This window comes from Streptomyces sp. NPDC048419 (assembly GCF_043200415.1).
GTDB lineage: Bacteria > Actinomycetota > Actinomycetes > Streptomycetales > Streptomycetaceae > Streptomyces.
Genome location: NZ_JBICXT010000013.1, coordinates 218,409 through 234,934 on the forward strand (window position 1 = coordinate 218,409; position 16,526 = coordinate 234,934).

General features: G+C 71.0%; 14 protein-coding genes and 1 pseudogene. 6 read left to right on the top strand and 9 right to left on the bottom strand.

Annotated elements, in window-relative coordinates; genetic code table 11:
• Positions 1 to 38: 38 nt before the first annotated feature.
• Both ACGFYN_RS26690 and ACGFYN_RS26695 read left to right on the top strand, forming a co-directional pair.
• Complete coding sequence (locus ACGFYN_RS26690) at positions 39 to 872, top strand: alpha/beta fold hydrolase (RefSeq protein WP_393868391.1); 834 nt, start codon at positions 39 to 41, stop codon at positions 870 to 872.
• Between the two features lie 20 nt (positions 873 to 892).
• On the top strand, positions 893 to 1,384 hold the full coding sequence (locus ACGFYN_RS26695; RefSeq protein WP_393868392.1) for a hypothetical protein: 492 nt from the start codon (positions 893 to 895) through the stop codon (positions 1,382 to 1,384).
• Between the two features lie 330 nt (positions 1,385 to 1,714).
• Here the strand turns inward: ACGFYN_RS26695 and ACGFYN_RS26700 are convergent, their stop codons facing one another.
• Complete coding sequence (locus ACGFYN_RS26700; RefSeq protein ID WP_393868393.1) at positions 1,715 to 1,930, bottom strand: dodecin; 216 nt, start codon at positions 1,928 to 1,930, stop codon at positions 1,715 to 1,717.
• A 97-nt stretch (positions 1,931 to 2,027) separates the two neighbouring features.
• Positions 2,028 to 2,843, bottom strand: coding sequence for an SAM-dependent methyltransferase (locus tag ACGFYN_RS26705; protein WP_393868394.1), 816 nt, complete (start codon positions 2,841 to 2,843; stop codon positions 2,028 to 2,030).
• Between the two features lie 321 nt (positions 2,844 to 3,164).
• On the opposite strand from ACGFYN_RS26705, the gene ACGFYN_RS26710 reads away from it, so the two are divergent.
• Positions 3,165 to 3,764, top strand: a complete 600-nt coding sequence (locus tag ACGFYN_RS26710) for a hypothetical protein (RefSeq protein ID WP_393868395.1) — start codon at positions 3,165 to 3,167, stop codon at positions 3,762 to 3,764.
• A gap of 140 nt (positions 3,765 to 3,904) precedes the next feature.
• Here the strand turns inward: ACGFYN_RS26710 and ACGFYN_RS26715 are convergent, their stop codons facing one another.
• Positions 3,905 to 4,351 carry an Lrp/AsnC family transcriptional regulator gene (locus ACGFYN_RS26715; RefSeq protein WP_393868396.1) on the bottom strand — a complete coding sequence of 149 codons (447 nt, stop codon included), beginning with the start codon at positions 4,349 to 4,351 and terminating at the stop codon, positions 3,905 to 3,907.
• 166 nt (positions 4,352 to 4,517) lie between these two features.
• On the opposite strand from ACGFYN_RS26715, the gene ACGFYN_RS26720 reads away from it, so the two are divergent.
• The 3 genes and pseudogenes from ACGFYN_RS26720 to ACGFYN_RS26730 all read left to right on the top strand — a co-directional run bounded on the left by ACGFYN_RS26720 (position 4,518) and on the right by ACGFYN_RS26730 (position 10,265).
• Complete coding sequence (locus tag ACGFYN_RS26720) at positions 4,518 to 7,955, top strand: indolepyruvate ferredoxin oxidoreductase family protein (protein ID WP_393868397.1); 3,438 nt, start codon at positions 4,518 to 4,520, stop codon at positions 7,953 to 7,955.
• A 259-nt stretch (positions 7,956 to 8,214) separates the two neighbouring features.
• Positions 8,215 to 8,790: a TerD family protein gene (locus tag ACGFYN_RS26725; protein WP_393868398.1), complete on the top strand. Its 576-nt coding sequence runs from the start codon at positions 8,215 to 8,217 to the stop codon at positions 8,788 to 8,790.
• Positions 8,791 to 9,012: 222 nt separating this feature from the next.
• Positions 9,013 to 10,265 (top strand): annotated as a pseudogene (locus ACGFYN_RS26730) (extracellular solute-binding protein).
• A gap of 110 nt (positions 10,266 to 10,375) precedes the next feature.
• Here ACGFYN_RS26730 and ACGFYN_RS26735 read toward each other — a convergent pair.
• From ACGFYN_RS26735 to egtA, 6 genes are all read right to left on the bottom strand, one after another.
• Positions 10,376 to 11,074: a polysaccharide deacetylase family protein gene (locus ACGFYN_RS26735; RefSeq protein WP_393868399.1), complete on the bottom strand. Its 699-nt coding sequence runs from the start codon at positions 11,072 to 11,074 to the stop codon at positions 10,376 to 10,378.
• Complete coding sequence (locus tag ACGFYN_RS26740) at positions 11,071 to 11,760, bottom strand: glycoside hydrolase family 11 protein (RefSeq protein WP_393868400.1); 690 nt, start codon at positions 11,758 to 11,760, stop codon at positions 11,071 to 11,073. Before ACGFYN_RS26740 ends, ACGFYN_RS26735 begins: the two co-directional genes overlap by 4 nt.
• A gap of 258 nt (positions 11,761 to 12,018) precedes the next feature.
• A complete protein-coding gene (egtD, locus tag ACGFYN_RS26745) occupies positions 12,019 to 12,981 on the bottom strand; it encodes an L-histidine N(alpha)-methyltransferase (RefSeq protein WP_393868401.1) in 963 nt (320 codons plus the stop codon).
• Positions 12,978 to 13,769 (bottom strand): ergothioneine biosynthesis protein EgtC, encoded by a 792-nt coding sequence (egtC, locus tag ACGFYN_RS26750; RefSeq protein ID WP_393868402.1) that lies wholly within the window; start codon positions 13,767 to 13,769, stop codon positions 12,978 to 12,980. The genes egtD and egtC overlap by 4 nt, the downstream gene beginning before the upstream one ends.
• Positions 13,769 to 15,118, bottom strand: coding sequence for an ergothioneine biosynthesis protein EgtB (gene egtB, locus ACGFYN_RS26755; protein ID WP_393868403.1), 1,350 nt, complete (start codon positions 15,116 to 15,118; stop codon positions 13,769 to 13,771). The genes egtC and egtB overlap by 1 nt, the downstream gene beginning before the upstream one ends.
• Positions 15,115 to 16,431: an ergothioneine biosynthesis glutamate--cysteine ligase EgtA gene (gene egtA / locus ACGFYN_RS26760; protein WP_393868404.1), complete on the bottom strand. Its 1,317-nt coding sequence runs from the start codon at positions 16,429 to 16,431 to the stop codon at positions 15,115 to 15,117. The genes egtB and egtA overlap by 4 nt, the downstream gene beginning before the upstream one ends.
• Positions 16,432 to 16,526 lie beyond the last annotated feature (95 nt).

A 16,526-nucleotide genomic window follows, 5' to 3' on the forward strand; every position in this document is an offset into this window, starting at 1 on the left:
GCGTCACGGCCGATCCACGACGCCTGGGAGCACCGCCTGTGAGTGACTGGCCGCTGACCAAGACCTTCCGCAGCTCCTCGGGCGACGTCCGCTGGGACACGCTCGGCGAGCCGGGCCGGGACCCGGTCGTCCTCTGTCACGGCACACCGTTCTCCTCGTACGTCTGGCGTGCCGTCGCCCGCTCGCTCGCCCGCCGCCACCAGGTGTTCGTGTGGGACATGCCCGGTTACGGCGCCTCGCAGATGACCGCCGGGCAGGACGTCTCCCTCGCGGCTCAGGGCCGGGTCTTCACCGAACTCCTGGCGCACTGGGACCTGATGGAACCGCTCGTGGTGGCCCACGACTTCGGCGGCGCCGTCTCCCTGCGGGCGCATCTGCTGCACGGGGCGCGCTACCGGGCCCTCGCGCTCGTCGACCCGGTCGCGCTGCAGCCCTGGGGCTCCCCGTTCTTCCGGCTGGTCGGCAAGCACGCCGACGTCTTCGAGCAGCTGCCGCCCGCTCTGCACGGCGCCCTGGTGCGTGAGCACGTCGGCTCGGCGAGCAGCCGCGGCCTGCACCCCGCCGTTCTGGAACGGCTCGTCGCGCCCTGGCTCGGCGACCCGGGCCAGGCGGCCTTCTACCGGCAGATCGCGCAGGCCGACCAGCGCCACACCAACCAGGTGCAGCACCGCTACGGCGAGATCGGCATCCCCACGCTGGTCTGCTGGGGCCAGGAGGACACCTGGATCCCGCCGGCGAAGGGGCGCGAACTCGTCGCCCGCATCCCGGGTGCGCGCCTGGAGCCGATCGCCGGCGCCGGTCACCTCGTGCAGGAGGACGCCCCGGCCGAACTCACCGCCGCGCTCATCGCCTTCCTCGCGCAGGCCACTTGACCACTGCTTAGGGTGGCCGTGTGACCGACAGCAGCAGACGTCCTCTCGCCGTGTTCGACCTGGACAACACGCTCGCCGACACGGCCCATCGGCAGCGGTTCCTGGAGCGCAAGCCACGTGACTGGGACGCGTTCTTCGCCGCCGCACCGGCCGACCCGCCGATCCCGGAGGGCATCGCGCTGGTGCTTCAGAGCGCGCAGGAGTGCGAGGTCGTGTATCTCACCGGCCGGCCCGAGCGCTGCCGCCGCGACACTCTCGCCTGGCTCGCCGCGCAGGGGCTGCCCGACGGGACGGTGCACATGCGGCGCAACGACGACCGCAGGCCCGCCCGCCGCACCAAGCTGGAGATCCTGCGCCGCCTCGCCCGCGACCGGGACGTCCGCGTGGTCGTGGACGACGACGAGCTGGTGTGCGACGACGCCGAGCGGGCCGGTTTTCCCGTCGTACGGGCACGCTGGACGGCCCCGTCGGCCGCGCTGAAGACGGCGCAGGAGGGCGAGGGACGGACCTGAGCCGGGCGGGCCGCCTGTCCGCTCGCCCGCCGTACCGCTCGCCCGCCTGACCGCTCAGCCGCTCGCCCGCCTGTCCGCTCAGCCGCCTGTCCGCTCGGCGGCTCGCCCGCCTGTCCGCTCGGCCGCCTGTCCGCTCGGCCGCCTGTCCGCTCGGCGGCTCGCCCGCCTGTCCGCTCGGCCGCCTGTCCGCTCGGCGGCTCGCCCGCCTGTCCGCTCGGCCGCCTGACCGCTCGGCGGCTCGCCCGCCTGTCCGCTCGGCCGCCTGACCGCTCAGCCGCTCGGCCGCCTGTCCGCTCGGCCGTGCGGGCGCCGACACGTCTCTCCGACCCCTCAGCTGTCCTCGTCCAGTCGGAAACCCACCTTCAGACCGACCTGCCAGTGCGCGACGTCCCCCTCCTCGATCTGACCCCTGACCTGGGTCACCTCGAACCAGTCCAGATTGCGCAGGGTCTGCGAGGCACGGGAAAGGCCGTTGCGGATGGCCTGGTCGACGCCGTCGGGCGAGGTGCCGACGATCTCCGTGACCCGGTAGGTGTGGTTCGACATGCCGGTGCTCCTCTCCGCCGTGACACCTGTGTCACGGGTCACTCCACCGTGCCCCAAGGCGCGGCGGAGCGCGACATGTCCGACCGACCGGTGAGCGTCAGGGCTTTCGGGCCAGGCCGCCGTGCTCGCCGATGAGTTCCGGGGCCGGCGTGTCGGTCTCCGGACGCCACAGCGGAACCGACACGACACCGGGCTCGACGAGCTCCAGGCCCTCGAAGTACGCGGTGATCTCGTCGACGGTGCGCAGGTTGTAGGGGACGGCCCCGCTCTCGTTGTAGGCGTCCTGCGCCTGCTCGAATACCGGGTCGATGCCCCGCGAGCCGTCGTTGATCGACAGGTAGCTGCCCGAGGGCAGCGCGTCCATCAGCCGGGTCACGATGGCGCGGGCGTCCTTGTAGTCGCCGACGTGGCCCAGGATGTTGCTGAGGATCAGCGCCGTGGGGCGGGTGAAGTCCAGCGTCTCGGCAGCGGCGGCCAGGATGCGGTCCGGGTCCGTCACGTTGGCGTCGACGTAGGCCGTCGCCCCCTCGTGGGAGGAGTAGAGCAGCGCCCGCGCGTGGGAGAGGACCATCGGGTCGTTGTCGACGTAGACGATCCGCGCCTCGGGTGCCAGCTTCTGGGCCACCTCGTGCGTGTTGTTGGCGGTCGGCAGGCCGGTGCCGATGTCCAGGAACTGCCTGATTCCGGCCTCGGTGATCAGGTAGGTGATGTTGCGTCGCAGGAAGGCGCGGCTGCTGCGGGCGATGGTGACGATGCCGGGGAACACGGCGGTGTACGCGTCGCCCGCCTCCTCGTCGACCGGGTAGTTGTCCTTGCCGCCCAGCCAGTAGTTCCAGATCCGGGCCGAGTGCGGCACCGAGGTGTCGATCTTCGCGTGTGCCGCAGGTCCGTGCGTCGTCTCAGGGTCCGTCATGCGTGGCGTCCGTCTTTCAGCCGAGGCGTCGTGAATGCTTCCACGCATAACCTAGAGGCCAACGCCCTCGTCCCATAGACCAGTTCGCCCTGCAATTGCATTTGCCGGGGTCGCCCTGCCGCCGACGTCCACGCCTCGGACTCGATGCCGCGCTCGCCCGCGCCCGACGCTTTGATGGTTGCGCAACTCGCGGACTATTAGACTCGCGGCCCACTACAGGTGCTCGACTGCAAGTGTGCAGGCGGCGAGGCGATCAGGATCGGGGGATGAGTGATGGATCCTGATCCGTCGGGCTCGGATCCCACTGCCACATTCGCGCGAGTGCTGGACCAGGCCCTGCGCCTGGAACAGATCTCAGGGCCCCTCGACCGGTGTACGGCCGCCGTCAGCCGCGAGGAACTGCGTGAGGCGGCGCTGCAGGCGCAATGCGCGATCGAGGGCGCCGTGGACGCCGAGTACCGCGCGTATCTCGGGCTGCCGGCCTCGGCGTCCGGGCGTACGGGCTCGCGGCACTCCGCCGCCTGCCGGACGGCCAAGTCCCGTGCTGCCGAGGGACAGTCCGCGATCTCGATGCTCCTGCGGCGCGCGGCGGCAGGGGCAGGGCTCGCGCTGCTGCTGGCCGGGCATTGGGTGCGGTCGCTGGAGGGCCGTCCCTACGTCGGCGACGCGCTGCTCACGGCTGGTCTGCTCATCGGCGCGATGGCCGTGGGGGCGGCGGTCGGTGACGTGATCTGGCTGGTGATGGAGGTGCGGAAATCTTCCGCCGGCGGGAACGCCGCCTCGGGCACCGCCGACCCGGAGGTGACGAAGGCGCGTGAGGCCTGGGAGGCGGCGCTGCTGGAGCGGGGGATGCTGCCCTTCCTGCTCGGACGTCTTGAGAAGGCGCGGACGGGCGAACGGGGCGATCGAGCGGAGCGTTAGCCCCTTCGGCAAGGCAAGGCAAGGCAAGGCAAGGCAAGGCAAGGCAGGCAAGGCAAGGCAGGCAAGGCAAGGCAGGCAAGGCAAGGCACGCCCCGGCCCGCTCCCGCGCCGCGATGCGACTGATCCCCCGATCAGTCCGCTCAGTCCTCTCGCGTCCACGACCCGAGCACCATCAGGGTCCTGGTGCCGATCACCTTGCCCGAGCCGCGCAGGCGGTCGATGACCTCCTGCAGGTGGTTGATGTCGCGCACCCGCATGTGGACCAGAGCGTCCAGGTCGCCGGCGATGGTGAAGACCGCCTGCACCTCCGGGGTGCGCGTCGTGCTGGCGATGATGTCCTTGATGCTGGTGGTGCCTGCGTAGCGCAGTTCGGTGAACGCCTCGATGCCCCAGCCGAGTTTGGCGTGGTCGACCTGGACGGTGAAGCCCGTGATGACCCCGGCGTCGCGCATGCGGTCGATCCTGCGCTTCACCGCGGCCACGGAGAGGCCGACCTCGGGGGCCATCTCCGAGAACGTGCGCCGCCCGTCCGCCTGGAGCAGACGCAGCAGCCGGTGATCGGTCTCGTCCAGTTCGTACGGCGTCATCGCCACCCCTTCCACGGCGTGCAGTGACGCAATGGAATCAAGCAAGTCGGGCCATGTCCATGAGTTCTTTGCGTCTTTGGAGCGTTTGGCCTCACAGGTCTTGCGTCGGATGTCGGACGGTTGTGTGCTGTGCCCACTCTGCTCCCCGGATCCAATGGAGGAACTCGTGAGCATCCCGGCCCTCTCCTCGTCGCTCGACGCCAAGTACACGGCCGACGACGGGCGTGCCCTGATGTCAGGGGTGCAGGCGCTGGTGCGGCTCACGCTGGAGCAGCGGCGCCTGGACCGGGACCGGGGGCTGGACACCCGCGTCTACGTCTCCGGCTACCAGGGCTCACCGCTGGGCTCGGTCGACCTGGAGATGGGCCGCGCGGCCCGGTTCCTCGACGAGGCCGGAGTCGTCTTCAAGGCCGGCCTGAACGAGGAGCTCGCCGCCACCGCGGTCGGCGGAACCCAGCTGCTCGGCCGGCTGCCGGGAGCCCGCCACGAGGGCGTCACCGGATTCTGGTACGGCAAGAACCCGGGCCTGGACCGGGCCGCGGACGCCATCCGGCACGCGACGATGGCCGGCACGGCGCCGCTGGGCGGGGCGGTCGCGTGGATCGGGGACGACCCCGACTGCAAGTCCTCCACGCTGCCCAGCTCGTGCGAGGCGATGTGCCAGAGCCTGTACCTGCCGCTGTTCGCGCCCGGATCGGTGCGCGAACTCATCGACTACGGCCTGCACGCGGTCGCCCTGTCCCGAGCCGCGGGGCTCTGGACCGCCCTGAAGATCGTCTCCGACGTCGCGGACTCCTCGGCGACCGTCGAGCTGAGCGACCTCGGCCGCGACGTACCGGTGCCTGAGCGCCGGCCGGCCGGCAAGCCGCCGGTGCTGGTCGGGCCCGCCGCGCTGGACGCCGAGCAGGACCTGCTGACTCGCCGGCTGGCCATCGCCCGCGCCTACGCCCGCGAGCACCGCCTCAACCGCGTCGTCGCCTCCGCACGGCAGGCCACCCTGGGCGTCCTCGCCTCGGGCACGTCCTTCGCCGTGGTGCGCCGGGCCCTGAGCGATCTCGGCATCGACGAGGCCGAGTTGGAGCGGCTCGGCATCCGGCTCATCGCGCTGGGCATGCCCTATCCGCTGGACGGCGAGCACCTGGCGGAGCTGACCGAGGGCCTGGAGCGCCTGCTGGTGGTGGAGGACAAGAGCGACTTCCTGGAAGGCCACCTCAAACAGGCCCTCTACGGGCGACCGGGCGCACCGGTCGTTCTCGGCCGCCGCGACGCGACCGGCCGCACGCTGCTGCCGGTCCGCGGCACCCTCAAGGCCGACGAGGTGGCCCGGGCGCTGGCCCGTCTCATCGGCGCCGAGCACCTGCCGAGCCAGGCCCGGGCGCTCGTCGCGCAGCCGCGCCCCTCGGGACTGCGCATGCTGCCGCTCGTCGCCTCCCGCACCCCCTTCTTCTGTTCCGGCTGCCCGCACAACCTCTCCACCCGCACGACCGAGGACACCCTGGTCGGGGTCGGGATCGGCTGCCACGCCATGGTCGCCCTCGACGACAGCGGCATGCGCGGCAACCAGATCGGCGTGACGCAGATGGGCGGTGAGGGAGCGCAGTGGTTCGGCCTCGCGCCCTTCACCGACGACCGGCACTTCGTGCAGAACCTCGGCGACGGCACCTTCCACCACTCCGGCTCGCTCGCCGTCCGCGCCGCCGTCGCGGCCGGCGTGACCATGACGTACAAGCTCCTCTACAACGAGGCCGTCGCCATGACCGGCGGTCAGAGCGTCGAAGGCGGCCTCGACGTCGTCGCGCTCACCCGGTTGCTGGCGCTGGAGGGCGTGCGGCGCATCGTCGTCACCACGCCCGAACCGCGCACCTACCGCGGGATACGCCTCGACGCGCGGGCCACCGTGCGCCACCGTGACGACCTCGCCGACGTCGAACGCGAACTCGCCGCAGTCGAAGGCGTCACGGTGCTGATCCACGACGACCGCTGCGCCGCCGAGGAACGCCGGATGCGCAAGCGCGGCCTGCTTCCGGCGCCCGCCGAGAAGGTCGTGGTCAACGAGCGGGTCTGCGAAGGCTGCGGCGACTGCGCCGAGCAGTCGACCTGTCTGTCGGTGCAGCCCGTCGAGACCGAGTTCGGCAGCAAGACCCGTATCCACCAGCCCTCCTGCAACTCAGACTTGAGCTGCCTCAAGGGCGACTGCCCCTCCTTCCTCCTGGTCGAGCCGGGCACCTCGGCGTCCTCCGCGCCCGCCCGCCTGCCCGAACCGCCCACCTCGCTGCCCGAGCCGGAGCGCCGCTTCACCGACCACGAGGTCGTCCTGCGCATGCCCGGCATCGGCGGCACCGGCGTCGTCACCGTCTCGCAGATCCTGCAGATGGCCGCACACCTGGACGGACTGCACGCCGCGGGCCTGGACCAGACCGGCCTGGCCCAGAAGGGTGGCCCCGTCGTCAGCGACGTACGCATCGGCAAGGACCCCGTCACCGGCGCGGTGCGCGCCTCGGGCACCGGCGTCGACGTCCTCATCGGCTACGACCTGCTCGGTGCGGCGTCCGACCCGACCCTGGCCACCTGCTCGCCCGAGCGGACGGTCGCCGTCGTGAACACGGCCGTCGTGCCCACGGCCGCCATGATCACCCGGCAGGTCGCCGTGCCCGGCGGCCCCCAGGACGCACTCGACAAGATCGCTTCGGCGACCCGCTCCGAGGCGCTGCTACCGCTGGACGCCCAGGGCCTGGCCGAACAGCTCTTCGGCGACCACATGCCGGCCAACATGCTGCTCCTCGGCGCGGCCTACCAGCACGGCTGCCTGCCCGTCGGCGCGGAGGCCGTGGAACGCGCCATCGAACTCAACGGCGCCTCCGTGGCGAAGAACCTGGCCGCCTTCCGCTGGGGCCGCACCGCGGTGCTCGACCCCGAGGCCGTGCGCCGGGCCGCCGCACCGCGGCAGCAGGAGGCACCGCGCAGCACCACCTTGGAGGAGTCGGTCGACCTCCGCGCCGGCGACCTGACCGAGTACCAGAACAGCGCCTACGCGGACCGCTACCGGCAGGCGGTCGAGGCCGTCACCCGCCTCGCCACCGAGCGTGCGGGGGAGCGGGACGCCAGGCGCATCGCCCAGGCCTTCGCCACCTCATTGCACCAGCTGATGGCGTACAAGGACGAGTACGAGGTGGCCCGCCTGCACCTCGACCCCGTCGAACAGGCCCGTATCCGCGCCGAGTTCGGCGCCGACGCCGCGGTCTCGGTCATGCTGCACCCGCCCGTCCTGCGGGCGCTGGGCATGGACCGCAAGATCCGCCTGCGCCGCACCAGCGGTCCCGCCTTCCGCGCGCTGCGGGCCGCCCGCCGGCTGCGCGGCACCCCTCTGGACCCGTTCGCGTACGCCGCCGTGCGCCGCACCGAGCGTGCCCTGGTCACGCAGTACCAGCAGCTGATGCGCCAGGCCCTGGACCGGCTCACGCCGGACAACGCCGACACGGTCGTGCGGATCGCCGAACTCCCGCAGTCCATCCGCGGTTACGAGCACATCAAGATGGCGCGGGTCGAGGAGTACCACGAGCAGGCCCGCGAGGCACTGCGTGAGCTGGGCGCCCGAGAGCGCTGACGGGGGCCGGTGCGCGGGGCGCGGAAGGCGGCGCGCATGGGTGTTCATCTACCGCCGCGACTACGGCGTGAGCAGCGAGCCGCTGCGCTACGGCTTCGACATCGCCAGCCCCTGAGGGGCGCGGTAGGGCACATCGTGCCTACTCCACGGGCGTTATTTTAGTTGTTGCGCAAGCGTGGGAACCGTAGTGGTGGAATAGGGCGTTGAAACCCAGTGACCGTACGGTCGGCAGTCGAGCCGCGATCGGAAGGAATGAGCCGTGGGAGTTTCCCTGGGCAAGGGCGGCAATGTGTCGCTGAGCAAGGAAGCGCCGGGGTTGAGCGCGGTGTTGATCGGTCTGGGATGGGATGTGCGGACCACCACCGGTGCGGACTACGACCTGGACGCGTCCGCGCTGTTGCTCAACACCTCCGGCCGGGTCGCCTCGGACCAGCACTTCGTCTTCTACAACAACCTCCGCAGCCCGGACGGTTCGGTCGAGCACACCGGCGACAACCTCACCGGTGAGGGCGAGGGCGACGACGAGAGCATCAAGGTCAACCTCGCGGGCGTGCCGGCCGACATCGACCGGATCGTGTTCCCGGTCTCCATCCACGAGGCGGAAGCGCGAGGCCAGAGCTTCGGCCAGGTCCGCAACGCCTTCATCCGGGTGGTGAACCAGGCGAACAGCCAGGAGATCGCCCGCTACGACCTCTCCGAGGACGCCTCGACCGAGACCGCGATGGTCTTCGGTGAGCTGTACCGGCACAGCGGCGACTGGAAGTTCCGCGCGGTGGGCCAGGGCTACGCGTCCGGCCTGGCCGGCATCGCCTCGGACTTCGGGGTCAACGTCTGACCCCACCATGACGTGACGGCAGCCGGTGCATCCTGGGGTGCGCCGGCCGCCGCGCGTTTGCGGTCCGTCGCAACGCGCCACCTTCCTCCACCAGCGCGGCTTTCGCACCCCCTTGACTCCCGCATTGGTCCATACCAAAATCCCGGACGACCCGTGCGAGCCCCTGGGCTCGTCCCCCCACGTCGGGCCCTTTCCCCTGTCCGTCAGACAGAAGGACCCCTCGTGAGACGTCGTCGCCTCCTCGCCCTCTCCTCCGTCGGTCTCGTCAGTGCGTGCGGGCTCGAACCCGGTGGACAGAGCAGACGTACCGTCACGGCATGGCTGATGAAGGACAGCGCCTCGCAGGCGTTTCTGCGGCGGTTCACCTCGGCGTTCGAACGTGACAACCCGCACCTCCGCCTGAATGTCCGCATCCAGCAGTGGACCGGCATCGGGCCCAAGGTGCAGGCAGCCCTGGACGCCGACTCCGGAGGAGGCCCCGATGTCATCGAGGTCGGCAACACCCAGGTGCCGCAGTACGTGGAGGGAGGCCGGCTGCTCGACCTGACACTGGAGTCGGCGTTGCGCTGGGGGAGCGAGAGCTGGCTGCCCGGCCTCGCCGAGCCGGGACAGTTCCTCTCCCACCAGTACGGCATTCCCTGGTACGCCGCGAACCGGGTCGTCGTCTACCGCAAGGACCTCTTCGCACAGGCCGGCATCGAGACCGCCCCCCGCACCCGGGAGCAGTGGCTCGACGCCACCGAGAAGCTCAACTCGGGTGGCAGCCAGGGCATCTACCTCGCCGGACAGGACTGGTACACCCTCGCCGGGTTCATCTGGGACGAGGGCGGGGACCTGGCCGACGACGGTGACGGCGAGGGCTGGCGCGGCACTCTGGACACCCCGGCCGCCCTGCGCGGCATGGACTTCTACCGGCACCTGCAGGCCCTCGGCGACGGACCCACCGGCGCCGACGAGGAACACCCACCGCAGGCAGGCGTGTTCGCCAAGGGCCAGGTGGCCCAGATGGTCGCGGTCCCGGGCCTCGCGCGCACTGTCGTCCAGCAGAACCCGGGCCTGAAGGGCAGTTGGGCTTCTTCCCGGTACCCGGCCGGACCGCCGCCCATCCCGGCGCCGTCTTCACCGGCGGCTCCGACCTCGTCATACCGAACAACACCCGCGAGCACGACGGCGCCGTCGCCGTCGTCGCCGCGCTCACCAGCGCCAGGTGGGACACCGACCTGGCCCGCACCATGAACTACGTCCCCAACAAGAAGACCCTCGCCAAGCATGTCGCCGGCGAGGAGGGGGTCGCGGCCATGGCCGCCGGGGCCGCGCAGGGCCGGGCCACGCCCAGCACGCCCCAGTGGGGCGCGGTCGAGGCGGACAACCCGATCAAGCAGTACATGACCAAGGTGCTCACGGGAGCCGACCCGGCCACCGAGGCGCGCCGGGCCTCCCGCCGCATCACCGACGTCCTGAACAGGCTGAATTAACCTCGCCGCGAATGCAGTTGACCTCCGGCCGGGCGTCCGTGGTGCGGGCGGACGCCCGGCCGGAGGCCGAGGCGCTCATGAGGCTCAGGTAGTACGGCGGGTCACGAGGATCACGTCGGTGCCACCGCGCGCCCCGTCTGCGGAGAGATCATGCCGGCACACAGATTCCGCGCCGCAAGCCCCTGCGCGATACGCGGGATCGCGGCGACCGTGTTGGCGGGCCAGTCGTGCATGAGGATGATCTGGCCGTTGGTGAGCCGTCCGGCGGCGGCGACGATCGCGTCGGTGCCGGCGCCGTTCCAGTCCTGCGAGTCCACGTCCCAAATGATCTCCCTGAGACCGTACTTGGCCTCGACCGTCTTCACCGTCGCGTTGGTCTCGCCGTAGGGCGGACGGAACAGTTTCGGCGAACCGCCGCCCGCGGACGCGATGGCCTGCTGGGTGCGGGCGATCTCCGAGTCGATCTGGGATTGCGCGAGTTGGGTCAGATGCGGGTGGGTGTAGCTGTGGTTGCCGACCCACATGCCGGCGGCGACCTGGGCCCTGACCTGGGCCGGGTAGGCGGCGGCGTACTGGCCCTCGTTGAACATCGTGGCCCGCAGGCCGTTCTGCCGGAGCGCGTTCAACAGGTTGGGTGTGTTGCCGGACGGGCCGTCGTCGAAGGTGAGTCCGACGTAGCCGGTACAGGTGGCGGCCTGCGCCGGGACGGCGTGGACGGTGAGGGTGCCCGCGACGACCAGCGCGAGGGCGGCGCCCAGCCCCGTCGTGAGAGAACGACGTGACGCGGGACACCGTCGGCTGCCGCTCATCCCGACACCGTGATGTTGGAGCTGCCGCTGCTCTGGTAACCCTCGGTCGCGAGGATCATGTAGTACTTGAAGCTGCCGAGTGGCATCCCGGCGCGGCCCCATGCGTCGAAGTGGTTGCCGGTGGTGATGGTGCCCCCGGTCCGCTTGGACTGACGCACGCTCCAGTACTGGTTGAAGGTCTTGGTGCCTTCCACGGACGGGGCGTTGTACCGCGTCGTCATGTAGATGTCGTACGTTCCGCCGTCGCTGGTGACGGTGCCCTTGTACGTGCCCGTGGGCCGGTAGGTGCCCCAGTTGTCGACGATGTAGTACTCGACGAGCGGGTTCGACGTCCAGCCGTACAGCGACAGATAGCCGTTGCCGGACGGGCTGAAGCTGCCCGAGTAACTGACGTTCCGGCGGGCGCCGGTGCTCCAGCCCTTGCCGCAGACGAAGTTGCCGGTGTTCCTCCAACTGGTGCTGTAGTTCCCGCCGTTGCCCAGGGTCATGGAGACCGTGTTCTGCGCGTCCGTCCAGAACGAGTAGTAGAAGCCGTTGTTGGTTCCGGTCTGGTTCGTGGTGATGACGGTCGCGGCACGGGCGGTACCGGGCAGCGCCAGCGCCGTGGCCGTGCCCAGCAGCAGACCGCAGGCGGCCCTGCGGCTCATCGGGTGTGCGGGTGCGCCGTTCACGGGTGTGCCATTCATGGGGGGTTCCTCCTCGGGTCCGAGGGCGGGTTTTGGTCCGCCAGTGTTGGCCTGTCCCCGTCAAGCGTCAATAGTTTCGTTGGAAGCTCGAAACATTCGAAGTAACTTAGCCTGCGGATTGTTTCTTTTCTGGTGGCTCAAACTGCCTGCATGCGACCCAAGTTGGTTCCGAATGTTTCGAAGAATTTCCGGACTCACGTGCACATGAGAAGGGGCAGGTGCCGAACCCGGCACCTGCCCCAACCGTGCTGTCGCGGCTTACCGCGCCACGCTCAGCGACAGCGCGAACCGTCCTCCCTCATCCGTCCACCAGTGGGTCAACTCCAGCCCGGCAGCGAACAGTTCGGCGCGCACGCCCTCCTGGCGGAACTTCGCCGAGATCTCCGTGCGCAGTTCCTCGCCGTCGGTGAAGTCGACCGCGAGGTCCAGCGCGTGGATCTTCACCGTCTGCGCCGCGCGCGAGCGCAGGCGCATTTCGATCCACTCGTTGTGGGAGTCCCACAGGGCGACGTGGTCGAAGGCGTCGGGGTCGAAGTCGGCGCGGAGTTCGCGGTTGACGACGGTCAGGACGTTCTTGTTGAAGGCGGCTGTCACGCCGGCCGCGTCGTCGTAGGCGCGGACCAGAACCTTCTCGTCCTTGACCAGGTCCGTGCCGAGGAGCAGCGCGTCGCCGGGGGAGAGGAGGGAGCGGACCGCGGTGTGGAAGGCGGCGCGTTCGGCCGGGAGCAGGTTGCCGATCGTGCCGCCGAGGAACGCGATCAGCCGGGGGCCCGGCGTGTCCGGGAGGGTCAGGCTCGCCGTGAAGTCGGCGATCAGGGCGTGGACCTGGAGGTCCGGACGCTCGGCGACGAGGGCCTCGCCCGCCTGTGTGAGCGCGCTCTCGCTGACATCGACCGGGACGTAGGTGTCCAGGCCGGTGAGGGCGTCGAGCAGATGCCTGGTCTTCTCGGAGGAGCCCGAGCCGAGCTCGATCAGAGTGCGGGCGCCGGTCGCGGCGGCGATCTCACCGGCGCGGGTGATGAGGATCTCCCGCTCGGCGCGCGTCGGGTAGTACTCGGGCAGCTCGGTGATCTGCTCGAACAGCTCGCTGCCCTGGGCGTCGTAGAACCATTTCGGCGGCAGCGTCTTGGGCGTGCCGGTCAGGCCCTGTTGGACGTCGGCGCGCAGGGCGGCGTCGGTGGCGTCCTCGGGCAGGGTGCGGGTGAGAAGGAACGGGCTCACGTACGGGGCTCCTTCGGCAGTGCGGGGGCCGGGGCGTCGCTCGGCTCCTTGAGGGGGGTGAGCAGCACGTCGGTGCGGCTCGCCGCGAGCAGGGTGCGGTCGGGGACCTCCTGCCAGTGCGGGTCGTCGTCGTAGGGCTCGGACGCCACGACGGTGCTGCGGCCGGGCTGGGACAGGTACCAGAGGGTGTCGCCCCAGGTGGTCGCGGTGATCGTTTCGCCGTTGGTGAGCAGCAGGTTGAGCCGGGAGCCGGGGGCCGCCTCGGCGACCTCCAGGACCGTGTCGGCCAGGGCCTGGCCCTCGTCGTCGCCGTTGCGCAGCCGAGCCAGGATCAGCGCCCAGACGAGCGCCGAGTCGTTGCGGGCCTCCAGCGACAGCACGTCGACGGCGGGCAGGGCGGAGATGAGCGGGGCGAGCGAACCCGGCCAGCCCTTCACCGCGCCGTTGTGGCTGAACAGCCAGGGCCCCGCGACGTACGGTGCCGCCGCGGCCTCCGCGTCCGCCCCGGACAGGGTGGCATCGCGGACGGCGGCCAGTACGGCCCCCGAGCGCACGACGCGCGCGAGGTCGGCGAAGGACAGGTCCGCCCAGATGGGCCCGGCCCGGCGGTAGCGGGCCGGTGCCGGGTCCCCCTCGGCGTACCAACCCACCCCGAAACCGTCGGCGTTGACCGTGCCGTGGCGCTGGTGCCGGGGTGCCCACGACTGCCGGTAGAGGCTGTGTGCGGGGTCGACGAGGACGCTGCCGAGCGTCTCCTCGGGGCCCAGGTAGGCGAGGTGACGGCACATCAGGCGTCTCCTGCGGAACGGGCGGTGCGGAAGCCGGAGAAGATCTGCCGCCGGATCGGGTAGTCCCAGTTGCGGAACGTGCCCCGGCAGGCCACCTGGTCCACCGCGAACGAGCCACCGCGCAGCACCTTGTAGTCCGGCCCGAAGAACACCTCCGAGTACTCCTTGTACGGGAAGGCCTCGAAGCCCGGGTACGGTGCGAGGTCGCTCGACGTCCACTCCCACACGTCGCCGATCAACTGCCGTACACCCAGCGGAGATTCGCCCTTCGGGTAGCTGCCGGCGGGAGCGGGGCGCAGATGACGCTGGCCGAGGTTGGCGTGCTCGGGCTGCGGGTCGCCGTCGCCCCACGGGTAGCGCATGGAGCGGCCGGTCGCCGGGTCGTGGCGGGCGGCCTTCTCCCACTCGGCCTCGGTGGGCAGCCGCCGGCCGGCCCAGCGGGCGTAGGCGTCCGCCTCGTACCAGCACACGTGCAGCACCGGCTCGTCCCTCGGCACCACCTCGGTGACGCCGAAGCGGCGCCGTAGCCACTGCTTGCCGTCGCGGTGCCAGAACTGCGGTGCCCGGATGCCGTGCTTGCGGATGTGCGCCCAGCCCTCGGACGTCCACCAGCGCTCGTTCTCGTAGCCGCCGTCCTCGATGAACGCCTGGTAGGCGCCATTGGTCACCGGCGTGGTGTCGATGTGGAACGACGCCACCTCGCGCCGGTGCGCCGGGCGTTCGTTGTCCAGCGCCCACGGCTCGGTCGAGGTGCCCATGGTGAACGGGCCGCCGGGAACGAGGACTTCGGCCGGTCCGGTGAACAGCGGAACCGGATCCGGGTCGGGGGCGGTCAGGGCCTGCGGCCCCTTGCGCAGCTGATGGGTGATCAGCATCGTCTCGTCATGCTGCTGTTCGTGCTGCGCGATCATTCCGAAGGCGAAGCCCGCCTCGGTCAGCCGCGTCCCGTGGAAGGCGGCGCCCTCCAGCACGTCCATCACACGGCCGCGCACCTCGGACGCGTAGCTGCGCGCCTCGGCGGGCGGCAGCAGCGGCAGCGAGGGCCGTTCGGAGCGCGGGTGCTCGAAGGCGTCGTAGAGGCCGTCGATCTCGGGCCGCATCGCCTCGCGTCCCGCGACCGTCCGCAGCAGCCACAGCTCTTCCTGGTTGCCGATGTGCGCCAGGTCCCACACCAGCGGCGACATCAGCGGCGAGTGCTGGGCCGTGAGATCGGGCTCCTCGACGCAGCTGGTCAGGAGCGTGGTGCGGTCACGAGCGGTGACGAGCATGGTCAGCGCCCGCTCGCGGAGCGTCTCCGCGTCGATGAACGAGTCCTCCGTGGTGGATTCGTCGATGGCGGGGTCGGTCATGTGCGGATGTCCTTCCCATGCGGGCGCCGGTCGGTGCCGCGCACCCGGTCCAGCAGATCGTCGGCCGGGCTGCGGCCCTGGATGACATAGCGGTCGAGGTACGCCGCCACGGCGTCCGTGACCTCGCTGGTGGCGCCGATCCTGGGCAGGGCCTCCACCGCCGCGGCGAAGCAGGTGATGGCCGCCTCGTGCAGTTCGGGGTCGGCCAGGCCGTGGCGGGCGGCGTCGATCCACAGGGGATTGTGCGGCGCCGGCAGCCCGAGTGCCCGCTCGGCCAGGGGCTTCACAGTGCGGTAGGCGGTCTCGGCGGCCTCCGGATCGTCGAAGAGCGCCGCCGTCACGGCGAGCGGGACGATCCACCCGTCCTCGCCGGGCTGCGCGTCGATCATGCGCATTTCGAGGAACCCGCGCGGTCTGACCGGCGGGAACAGGGTCGTGATGTGGTAGTCGAGATCCTCCCGGGTCGGTGGCCTGGGCGCCCCGGACTCGGCCCACTCCCGGAAGGTCAGCCCCTCCGGAACGTCCCAGGGCCCGTCGTCCTTGCGGACGCACATCACCGGGGCATCCAGGACATGCCGGGCCCAGGCCCGGCGCGGGTCGCCGTTCAGCGGGGGTGCGCCCGCCCTGCCGGGGCCGATCTCCAGCCACAGCAGCTGCCGGGTGGAGCGCCAGCCCGTGGGCTGCCGGCCGGCGAGCGGGGAGTTGGCGAAGGCGGCCACCAGGACCGCTCCCAGCTGGTGCGCCAGCCACCAGCGGCGCCCGTGGCCGAGGGGACCGGGCTCCTCGTAACCCGCGTCCAGGCTGATCTGGACGGAGGCGGAGGTGCACATCATGCGACGGCCGGCCGGTCCGGTCCGGTCGAGGCAGGCCTCCAGGGCGTCGTAGCGCGGTTCGTGCAGGAACCGGCGGGGTGCGTGCCATGGGTCGTGGCCTATGCCGACGAGGCCGAGTTCCTGCCCGGTCAGGACCGAGCGGACGGCGTCCAGGTCGGCGGAGACGGTGCGGATGCACTCCATCAGGGAGGCGGCGGGCGGCGAGCTGAGCTCCAGCTGACCGCCGGGCTCGATGGTGAGCGCCGACCTCAGAGGTACGTTCCGCAGAGCGGCATAGGCCGCTTCGAGTCGTTCGGTTGTGACGGGGAGCTGCGGTGTGCGCAGCTCGTGTACGAGCCATTCCACTTCCACCCCGACGGTGCGGGGCGGGCCGGTCTTGAAACAGATGCCCCGGACCAGTGCCTCCACCTCGGGTGGGGTGAGGGCGGTGCGGGGCTCCGTACAGTCGGGCGCCGTATGAGTACTCGGCGTATCGGACATGCCAGGAACCTCCAGAGATTCGAACGTGCCGCCGACCCGGGCCGTCAGGTGCCCGGACGGCAGCACTCGTCCCACCCAAGACCCTCACGCCGTAT

Coding starts and splice junctions, on each gene's coding strand:
- ACGFYN_RS26700 (WP_393868393.1), bottom strand. CDS start 1,930: ATGTCGAACCACACCTACCGGGTCACGGAGATCGTCGGCACCTCGCCC.
- ACGFYN_RS26705 (WP_393868394.1), bottom strand. CDS start 2,843: ATGACGGACCCTGAGACGACGCACGGACCTGCGGCACACGCGAAGATC.
- ACGFYN_RS26715 (WP_393868396.1), bottom strand. CDS start 4,351: ATGACGCCGTACGAACTGGACGAGACCGATCACCGGCTGCTGCGTCTG.
- ACGFYN_RS26735 (WP_393868399.1), bottom strand. CDS start 11,074: ATGAGCGGCAGCCGACGGTGTCCCGCGTCACGTCGTTCTCTCACGACG.
- ACGFYN_RS26740 (WP_393868400.1), bottom strand. CDS start 11,760: ATGAATGGCACACCCGTGAACGGCGCACCCGCACACCCGATGAGCCGC.
- egtC (WP_393868402.1), bottom strand. CDS start 13,769: ATGTGCCGTCACCTCGCCTACCTGGGCCCCGAGGAGACGCTCGGCAGC.
- egtB (WP_393868403.1), bottom strand. CDS start 15,118: ATGACCGACCCCGCCATCGACGAATCCACCACGGAGGACTCGTTCATC.
- egtA (WP_393868404.1), bottom strand. CDS start 16,431: ATGTCCGATACGCCGAGTACTCATACGGCGCCCGACTGTACGGAGCCC.